At 75.0% G+C, this 8,340-nt stretch carries 10 protein-coding genes and 1 tRNA gene; 3 read left to right on the plus strand and 8 right to left on the minus strand.

Going from position 1 to position 8,340, the window contains the following annotated elements:
* Positions 1-607: NAD(P)H-hydrate epimerase (locus CKO13_RS08895; RefSeq protein WP_200259715.1), on the minus strand; the 607-nt coding region annotated here is incomplete at its 3' end.
* Positions 608-666: 59 nt separating this feature from the next.
* On the opposite strand from CKO13_RS08895, the gene queG reads away from it, so the two are divergent.
* The gene (gene queG / locus CKO13_RS08900) at positions 667-1,731 is read left to right on the plus strand and encodes a tRNA epoxyqueuosine(34) reductase QueG (RefSeq protein WP_200259718.1); all 1,065 of its coding nucleotides are present in this window, start codon (positions 667-669) and stop codon (positions 1,729-1,731) included.
* Here queG and panD read toward each other — a convergent pair.
* From panD to pcnB, 5 genes are all read right to left on the minus strand, one after another.
* Complete coding sequence (gene panD / locus CKO13_RS08905) at positions 1,717-2,097, minus strand: aspartate 1-decarboxylase (protein ID WP_200259721.1); 381 nt, start codon at positions 2,095-2,097, stop codon at positions 1,717-1,719. The genes queG and panD overlap by 15 nt on opposite strands.
* Before the next feature lie 108 nt (positions 2,098-2,205).
* Entirely contained in the window at positions 2,206-3,060 is an 855-nt protein-coding gene (gene panC, locus CKO13_RS08910; protein ID WP_200259725.1) for a pantoate--beta-alanine ligase, read from the minus strand.
* Positions 3,057-3,884 carry a 3-methyl-2-oxobutanoate hydroxymethyltransferase gene (panB, locus tag CKO13_RS12760; RefSeq protein WP_200259728.1) on the minus strand — a complete coding sequence of 276 codons (828 nt, stop codon included), beginning with the start codon at positions 3,882-3,884 and terminating at the stop codon, positions 3,057-3,059. Before panB ends, panC begins: the two co-directional genes overlap by 4 nt.
* Complete coding sequence (folK, locus tag CKO13_RS08920) at positions 3,881-4,432, minus strand: 2-amino-4-hydroxy-6-hydroxymethyldihydropteridine diphosphokinase (protein WP_200259731.1); 552 nt, start codon at positions 4,430-4,432, stop codon at positions 3,881-3,883. The genes panB and folK overlap by 4 nt, the downstream gene beginning before the upstream one ends.
* A gap of 2 nt (positions 4,433-4,434) precedes the next feature.
* A complete protein-coding gene (gene pcnB / locus CKO13_RS08925) occupies positions 4,435-5,796 on the minus strand; it encodes a polynucleotide adenylyltransferase PcnB (RefSeq protein WP_200259740.1) in 1,362 nt (453 codons plus the stop codon).
* A 104-nt stretch (positions 5,797-5,900) separates the two neighbouring features.
* Between pcnB and CKO13_RS08930 the strand changes: the two genes are divergently transcribed.
* Positions 5,901-5,975, plus strand: a tRNA-Glu gene (locus tag CKO13_RS08930).
* 55 nt (positions 5,976-6,030) lie between these two features.
* Entirely contained in the window at positions 6,031-6,501 is a 471-nt protein-coding gene (locus CKO13_RS08935; protein WP_338034619.1) for an RDD family protein, read from the plus strand.
* Here the strand turns inward: CKO13_RS08935 and lptG are convergent.
* Together lptG and lptF are read right to left on the minus strand one after the other, a co-directional pair.
* Entirely contained in the window at positions 6,498-7,550 is a 1,053-nt protein-coding gene (lptG, locus tag CKO13_RS08940; protein ID WP_200259734.1) for an LPS export ABC transporter permease LptG, read from the minus strand. The two genes, CKO13_RS08935 and lptG, sit on opposite strands and share 4 nt — an antisense overlap.
* 2 nt (positions 7,551-7,552) lie before the next feature.
* Positions 7,553-8,340 (minus strand): LPS export ABC transporter permease LptF (gene lptF / locus CKO13_RS08945; RefSeq protein ID WP_200259737.1); only part of this gene is annotated, 788 nt, incomplete at its 5' end.

Below are 8,340 nucleotides of genomic sequence, written 5' to 3' on the forward strand. Positions count from 1 at the left end.
CCTGATGGAGCCGTACCCGACCGCGGCCGGTGAAGAGCCCGCTCTTGAGGCCGACGAAGGTCACCGTCGACGCCGCGCGCACCGCCTCGCCGAGCTCGGCGCCGGTGCGGCCGTGGATCCCCGAGGGGATGTCCACGGCGAGCACCGGCGCCGGGGCCGCGTTGGCCGCGGCCACCGCCTCGGCGTAGCGGCCCGCCACGGGCCGGTCCAGCCCGGTGCCGAGCAGGGCGTCGACGATGAGGTCGGCCTCGGCGAGGGCCTGCGCCGTGAAGGGGCGGCACGCGCCGCCGCCGTCCCGGTAGCGCCGGGCGTGGGCGGCGGCGTCGCCGCCCAGGCGCTCGGGCTCGGCGAGGTAGAGCACCTCCACCCGCTTGCCCGCCTGCGCGGCGAGGCGGGCGACGACGTAGCCGTCCCCGGCGTTGTTGCCGCCGCCGCAGAGCACGGCGAGGCGCTCGGCCTGCGGCCAGCGCTCCTGCGCCACCGCCCAGGCGCGGCGCCCGGCGCGCTCCATGAGCCGCTCGCCGGGGATCCCGCCCTCGGCCATGGCGAGCCGGTCGAGCTCGCGGACCTGCTCCGGGCTGTAGAGGTCGATCGGCAGCGTCGCCATGGGTGCGGGGCCTCGCTTACGCTTCCCAAAGGGTGCCCTTCATGATAGCCCTACCGCCCATGCCCCCGGAAAGCGCCATCGACCCCCACGCCGTCGCCGCCGACCTCCGCCGCTGGGCCGGGGAGCTCGGCTTCTCCGCCTGCGGCATCGCCCCCCCGGCGGTCGGCTGGGACGAGGAGCGGCTCATGGCCTGGCTGCGCCGGGGCCACCAGGCGGAGATGGCCTTCATGGCCCGCCACGGCCGCAAGCGCGCCCGCCCCCGGCAGCTCGTGCCGGGGACGCGCTCGGTGGTGGTGGTCCGGCTCGACTACGCCCCGCAGGCGGCCGACCCCGTCGCGACCCTGCGCGATCGCACCCGCGGCTACGTCGCCCGCTACGCCCTCGGGCGGGACTACCACCGGCTGATGCGCCGCCGGCTGCAGCGGCTCGCCGAGCGCCTCAGCGCCGCCATCGGCCCCTTCGGCTACCGCGCCTTCGTCGACAGCGCCCCGGTGCTCGAGCGGGCCCTGGCGCGCGAGGCGGGCCTCGGCTGGATCGGCAAGAACACCATGCTGCTCAACCGCCGGGCCGGCTCGCTCTTCTTCCTCGGCGAGCTCTTCACGGACCTGGCGCTGCCCACCGACGCGCCGGCCGCGAGCCACTGCGGCAGCTGCCGGGCGTGCCTGGCGGCCTGCCCCACCGGCGCCCTCGTCGGCCCCTACCAGCTCGACGCCCGGCGCTGCATCGGCTACCTGACCGTCGAGCACCCCGGCCCGATCCCCGAGGCGCTGCGCCCGGCCGTCGGCAACCGCATCTTCGGCTGCGACGACTGCCTGCTCGCCTGCCCCTGGAACCGCCAGGCGCCGCCGAGCGCCGAGGACGCCTTCCAGCCGCGCCACGGCCTCGACGCCCCGGCGCTCGCCGAGCTCTTCCGCTGGGATGAGGCCACCTTCCGAGAGCGCACGGCGGGCTCGCCGATCCGCCGGCTCGGCTACGAGCGCTGGTCGCGCAACCTGGCCGTGGCCCTGGGCAACGCCCCGGCCACGGCGCCGGTGCTCGCCGCGCTACAGGCGCGGCGGGCGGATCCGTCGGCGCTGGTTCGGGAGCACGTGGCCTGGGCGCTGGCGCGCCTAGGCCACCTGTAGGGGGACGTGGCCGCGGGCGTGGGTGATGCGGTTGTCGGCGTCGCAGTAGGCGAGCCGCGGCTGGTAGTCGGCGAGCTCCTCGTCCGGGACGCCGGCATAGGCGCAGATGATCACCCGGTCGCCCTCGCTGCACTTGTGGGCCGCGGCGCCATTCATGGAGATCATCCGCGAGCCGCGCTCGCCGGTGATGGCGTAGGTCACGAAGCGCTCGCCGTTCTCGATGTCGTAGACGTGGATCTGCTCGTACTCGCGGATCCCGACCGCCTCGAGCAGATCGGCGTCGATGGCGCAGGAGCCCTCGTAGTCGAGCTCCGTATGCGTCACGCGCGCCTGGTGCAGCTTCCCCTTGAGCATGTTCAATTGCATGGCTCAAACCTCAATGCCGCGAACTCACCCGTCGGGTCCCACAAACATGAATACCCGATCATGTGCATCTGCACAACCTGCAAGGCCAGCCATTATGCGCCGGCCTCCTCAGCCGATCAATCGCGCCTCGACGTTGTCGATCAGCCGGGCCGCACCGAGCCGCGCCGCCCCGAGGCAGACCAGGCGGCGCTCCTCGCCGGCGGGCTCGGCGAGGTCGTCGCAGCGGCGGATGGCGACGTAGTCGACGGCGTCGAAGCCGGCGGCGGCGAGGCGCTCGCGGCCCTGCGCCTCGAGGGCGGCGAAGTCCCGCCGGCCCTGCGCCAGCGCCTCGGCCAGCTCGGTGAGGGCGGCGTAGAGCGCCGGCGCCCGCCGGCGCTGCTCGGCGTCCAGGTAGGCGTTGCGCGAGCTCAGCGCCAGGCCGTCGGCCTCGCGGACGATGGGCACGGCGCGGATCGCCACCGGCAGGTCGAGGTCCGCCGCCGCCCGGCGCACCACCTGCAGCTGCTGGTAGTCCTTGGCCCCGAAGGCCGCCACGTCCGGCTCGACGAGGTGGAGGAGCTTGAGCACCACCACCGCCACGCCGGCGAAGTGCCCCGGCCGGTCGAGGCCGCAGAGGGTGCCGGTCAGCGCCGGGACGTCCACCTGGGTCAGCGGCGCGCCGTGGGGGTACATCTCCCCGGCCGAGGGGGCGAAGACCGCGTCCACGCCGCGGCCCTGGAGGGCCTCCAGGTCCGCCTCGAGGGTGCGCGGGTAGGCGTCGTAGTCCTCCTCCGGGCCGAACTGCAGGGGATTGACGAAGATCGACACGACGAGGCGGTCGACCTCGCCGGCGAGCTGGTCGACCAGGGCCAGGTGGCCGGCGTGGAGGTTGCCCATGGTCGGCACGAGCCCGATGCGCTCGCCCCGGCAGCGCCAGTGGCGGGAGAGCTCGCGGACGGCCTGGCGCTCGCTGACCCGCCTCACGCCTGGAACCCGTGCTGCTCGCCGGGGAAGCTCCGCGCCTTGACCGCCTCGACGTAGGCCGCCAGCGCCGGCTCCACGCCGGCGGCCTCGCGGCCGAAGGCCCGCGCGAAGCGCGGCGGCTGCGGGGTGACGCCGAGCACGTCGTGGAGCACGAGGATCTGCCCGTCGCAGCCGCTGCCGGCGCCGATGCCGATGACCGGGATCGCCAGGGCGCCGGCGAGGCGCCGCGCCAGGGCGGCCGGCACGCACTCGAGGATCAGCAGGTCGGCGCCGGCCTCCTCGAGCGCCCGGGCGTCCGCCGCCATGGCCTCGGCCTCGGCCTCCGCGCGGCCCTGGACGCGGTAGCCGCCGAGCTTGTGGACCTGCTGCGGGCGCAGGCCGAGGTGGGCGCAGACCGGGATGCCGTTGGCGCTCAGCCGCGAGACCAGCGCCGCCTGCTCGGCGCCGCCCTCGAGCTTGACCATCTGCGCCCCGCCCTCCTTGACCAGCCGCCCGGCGCTGGCCAGGCCGCTCTCGGCGTCGGGGTGGCTCATGAACGGCATGTCCGCCACCACCAGCGACCGGCGGCAGGCGCGCGCCACGCAGCGGGTGTGGTAGATCACCTCCTCGACGGTCACCGGCAGCGTCGTCTCGTGGCCCTGGACGACCATGCCCAGGGAGTCGCCGACGAGCAGCAGGTCGACGCCGGCCCGCTCACAGGCGGCGGCGAAGCCGTAGTCGTAGGCGGTCAGGCAGGCGATGGGCTCGCCGTCGCGCTTCATCGCCGCCAGCCGGGTGACGTTGACAGCCCCGCCCCGGGGGCGCTGGCGATCGCCGCTGGTCATGATGGGGATACCTCGGCTCCGTCGGTAGGGAATACCTTACAGCGGCGCTCGAGCGCCTCCAAGGCGGAGGCGTCGACCGCCGCCGCCAGCTCGCCGGCGCGCCCCCGGCCGGGGACGACGGCGTCCGGGTCGATCTCCGCCAGCGGCCGGAGGGCGAAGGCGCGCCGGTGCAGCTCCGGGTGGGGGAGGACCAGGCGCTCACTGTCCAGGGTGCGCTCGGCGTAGAGCAGCAGGTCCAGGTCCAGGGTCCGCGGCCCCCAGCGCACCGCCGCCTCCCGCCGGCGCTGCTGCTCGGCCTCGATCCCCTGCAGGGCCTCGAGCAGGGCGAGCGGCTCGAGCGCCGTGGCCAGGCGCGCCACGGCGTTGACGTAGTCCGGCTGCGCCGGCACGCCGGGGCCGGTGAGCGCCGGGTTGCGGTAGCGCGTCGAGGCCGCCGTCACCCGGCAGCGCGGCTCGGCGTCGAGCCGCTCGAGGGCCGCCTCGACCCGCTCGCGCGGCCCGTCGAGGTTGCTGCCGAGGCCGATGTAGGCGGTGACGGGCGTGGACACGCCTAGGCCTCGGTCTGCGGCGTGGAGCTCGAGGGGCGCTTGCTGCGGGGGCGCCGGCGCTTGCTGCGGCGGCTCGAGCCCGTCGAGCCCGGCTCGTCGCTCGCCGCGGGCCTCTCCCCGCCGCCTCTCTGGCGCTCCCGCCACCACTGCGCCAGCTCCGCCGGGGCGTCGGCCGCCGCCGCCCGCAGCTCGAGGAAGTCGTAGGCGGCGCGGAAGCGCGGGTGGCCCAGCAGCCGCTGCGCCCGCTTGCCGCCGCGGCGCTTGAAGCGCGGCTGGAGCAGCCAGATCTCGCGCATCGGCGCGCTGAAGCGCTTGGGCAGGGCGATGCGCCCCTGCTGCTGCGCCTGGATCTCGGCGACCGCCTGCTGCAGGGCCTGGGGCGCCGGCTCCCCCTGCTCGGCCAGCTCGCGCTCGCGCACCCGCACCGCCGGCCAGAGCAGCGCGGCGAAGAGGAAGGCGGGGGTGACCGGCCTGCCGTTGCTGACGCGCTCGTCGGTATTGTGCAGGGCCGAGGCGATGAACGGCCCCCAGACGTCCTCGCCGTCGCGCTCCAGGGCCTCGGCGGTCAGCGGCAGCAGCGGCTCGAAGAGCTCGTAGCGGCGCAGCATCTCGAAGGCGTCCTGCGCCGTGCCCGCCATGAAGAGCTTGAGCGCCTCGTCGAAGAGCCGCGCCGGCGGCATCTCGGCGAGCTCGCCGGCGAACTCCGGCATCGGCGCCGCGGTGGCGGGGTGGAGCCGGAAGCCGAGCTTGAGGGCGAAGCGCACGGCGCGCAGCAGGCGCACCGGGTCCTCGCGGAAGCGCTCGCGCGGGTCGCCGATCAGGCGGATGAGCCCGGCCTCGAGATCCGCCATGCCGCCGGCGTGGTCCACCACGGAGAAATCGGCGATATTGTAGTAGAGGGAGTTGACGGTGAAGTCGCGGCGCACGGCGTCCTCGGCGAGGGTGCCGTAGACGTTGTCGCGGATGATGCGCCCGTCCTCGTAGGCGACATCCCCCTCCTCGGGCTCGTCGCCGGGCTGGTGCAGGGCGCGGAAGGTGGCGACCTCGATGATCTCGGGGCCGAAGTGGACGTGGGCGAGGCGGAAGCGCCGGCCGATGAGCCGGCAGTTGCGGAAGAGCCGGCGCACCTCCTCCGGCCGCGCATCCGTGGCCACGTCGAAGTCCTTGGGCTCACGCCCGAGGGAGAGGTCCCGCACCCCGCCGCCGACCATGTACGCCTGGTAGCCGGCGTTGCGCAGCCGGTAGAGCACCTTCAGGGCGTTATCGCTGATATCGGCCCGCGAGATGTGGTGGGCCTCCCGAGGGATGATGGTCGGCTCGAGCCGAGCGAGCTCCTCCTTGGTGACGCTGCTGCCGAAAGAAATGGCTCACACCCTTGTCTGTCAGAAATGAATCGCTATAATACCAACTTCACAGCCAACGGTTGAGCACAGCTTCAACGGTTGGCCGGTGGCAAGCTAAAAGACACGCTCCCATCGTCTAGCGGTTAGGACGCCGCCCTCTCAAGGCGGAAACAGGGGTTCAAATCCCCTTGGGAGCGCCATCTCCTCTCCTGAGCGCCAGCCTAGCAGGGTAGCCGCACGAAGGGCCGATATCCCGTGGCGAACGCTGCCTCCCCCTCCCCCGAAGCCGACACGGCGAGCGTATCCGCCCGCAACGCGCACCTGCTGCTGCGCCTGGCGGCCCTCTTCTACGATAGCCTGCTCGTCGGCGCCCTGCTGATCATCGCCAGCTTCGCCTACCTGCCGCTGGCCGGCGGCGACGCCGTGGCCCCCGGCGACTGGCTCTACCGGCTCTACCTGCTCGCCCTCGCCTACCTCTTCCTCGTCGGCTTCTGGGCGCGCGACGGCCGCACGCTGGGGCTGCTCGCCTGGCGGCTGCGCATCGTCGACGCCCGCGGCCGGCCGCCGGGCCTCGCCCGGGCCAGCGCCCGCTTCGCCCTCGCCCTGCTCTCCTGGCTGCCCGCCGGCGCCGGCTACCTCTGGTCGCTGCTCGACGGCGAGCGCCGCACCCTCCACGACCGCTGGGCGGGGACCTGGCTGGTCCACGAGCCCAAGGGGCGCCGCTAGCGCACCCGGCGGAGCCCCGCCACCCCGATCGCGGCGAAGGCGAGCACCGGCAGCAGCGCCGAGAGCCACGGCGGCAGGCCGTAGGCGACCCCCGCCTGGCTGAGGGCGCGGTTGAGCAGGAAGAAGCCGATGCCCGCGAGCACCCCGATGACCACCCGCTGCCCGCCCCCGGCGGAGCGCACGGCGGTGAAGACCAGGGGGATGGTCACCAGGAGCATCGCCAGCGTCGCCAGCGGGGTCGCCACCTTCTGCCACAGCGCCAGGCGGTAGCGGGCGCTGTCCAGGTCGTTGGCCTCCAGGTAGCGGATGTAGGTCAGCAGCTCCGGCGCCGGCAGGGTCGCCGGGTCGGCGACGACGACGCCGAGGACCTCCGGGCTCAGCGAGGCCGCCCAGCGCCACGCCTCGCGCCGCTGCCGAGTCAGCCGCGCCCCGGCGTAGCGGGTCAGGGTCGCCTCGGCGAGCCGCCAGCCGCCGTCGCGGTAGTGGGCGTGCTCGGCGTCGACGCGCAGGGCCAGCCGCCCCTCGCTGAAGCGGTAGAGGGTCACGTCCTCGAGGTGGGTGCGCGAGCGCGGCCGCTCGGCGCGCAGGAAGTCGCCCCCGTCCCGCGCCCACAGGGCGCCGTCGGGGCCGGTGCGCAGCTGCTCGCCCTCGGAGACGCCGCGCACCGCCGCCGCCTGGCGCTCCGCGGGGGGGACGGCGTACTCGCCCACCGCCACGGCGAGCAGGGCCAGGACGAGCCCGCCTGCCAGCACGGCGCCGGCGATCTGCAGCACCGAGACGCCGGCGGCGCGCATGACCGTCAGCTCCTGCCGGGCCGAGAGGGCGCCGAGGCCGGTGAGCGCGCCGATGAGCGTGGCGAAGGGGAAGGCCTCGTAGGCGAGCCCGGGGACCGCGAGCAGCGCCTCAAGGAGCACCTGCGCGACGCCGCCGTCGCTGTCGGCGACGCCGTCGACGAGGGAGAAGACGAAGTCGAGGGCGACGATGGCGACCAGGGCCACCAGGGAGGCGGCGATGACGCTGCGCGCCAGGTAGAGGGTCAGCAGGCGCACGGCTACGCCGCCCCCTTGTCCCAGAGCCGGCCGAAGCGCCGCCGGGTCCAGAGCAAGGCGCCGAGCAGCGCGCCGCCGTGCAGCCACCACATCCCCGCCGCCGGCGGGATCAGCCCGTCGGCCAGCCACTCGCGGGCGCTGGTCACCAGCTGGAAGTAGGCGACGAAGACGAGCACCGCCAGCAGCAGCTTGCCGTAGCGCCCGTCCCGGGGCTCCGCCTTGGCCAGGGGCACCGCCAGGACGGTGAGCACCAGCGCCATCGCCGGCATGGCCAGCCGCCAGTGGAGCTCGGCGAGGTCGGCCGCCCCGCCGGCGGCCCAGAGCGCGCCCACGGCCATCCCCTCACGCTCGCGGGGGACCGAGCCCCCGCCGCCCGCCTCGATGAGCAGGCCGTGGCGCTCGAAGCGGGTCACCCGCCAGTCGAGCCGCCCCGGCTCGCCGTCGTAGCGGCGCCCCTGCTCGAAGACGAAGTAGCGCCGGCCGCTCTCCGGGTCGACGATCTGGCGCGCCCGCGCGGCGCGGATGATCGTCTCGCGCCCGTCCCGGCGGGCGTGGGCGAAGACCTGCTCGAGCACCCCGTCCTCGCCGACCCGGCTGGCGTAGACCGTGCCGGCGTCGCCGCCGCTGATAAAGCGCCCGCCCTTGAGGGCGCTGAGATCGGCCCGCTGCGCCGCCTGCTGGGCGTAGGCCTCGGCGGTGTGGGTGGCCCACGGCGTCACGGCGAGCATCAGCCAGGCGACGAGCACGGCGGCCGGCCCGGCGAGCAGCAGCAGGCCGCGCACCACCCGCC

The sequence above is a fragment of the Halorhodospira neutriphila genome, assembly GCF_016584055.1.
GTDB classification, from domain to species: domain Bacteria; phylum Pseudomonadota; class Gammaproteobacteria; order Nitrococcales; family Halorhodospiraceae; genus Halorhodospira; species Halorhodospira neutriphila.

Coding starts and splice junctions, on each gene's coding strand:
- queG (WP_200259718.1), top strand. CDS start 667: ATGCCCCCGGAAAGCGCCATCGACCCCCACGCCGTCGCCGCCGACCTC.
- panD (WP_200259721.1), bottom strand. CDS start 2,097: ATGCAATTGAACATGCTCAAGGGGAAGCTGCACCAGGCGCGCGTGACG.
- panB (WP_200259728.1), bottom strand. CDS start 3,884: ATGACCAGCGGCGATCGCCAGCGCCCCCGGGGCGGGGCTGTCAACGTC.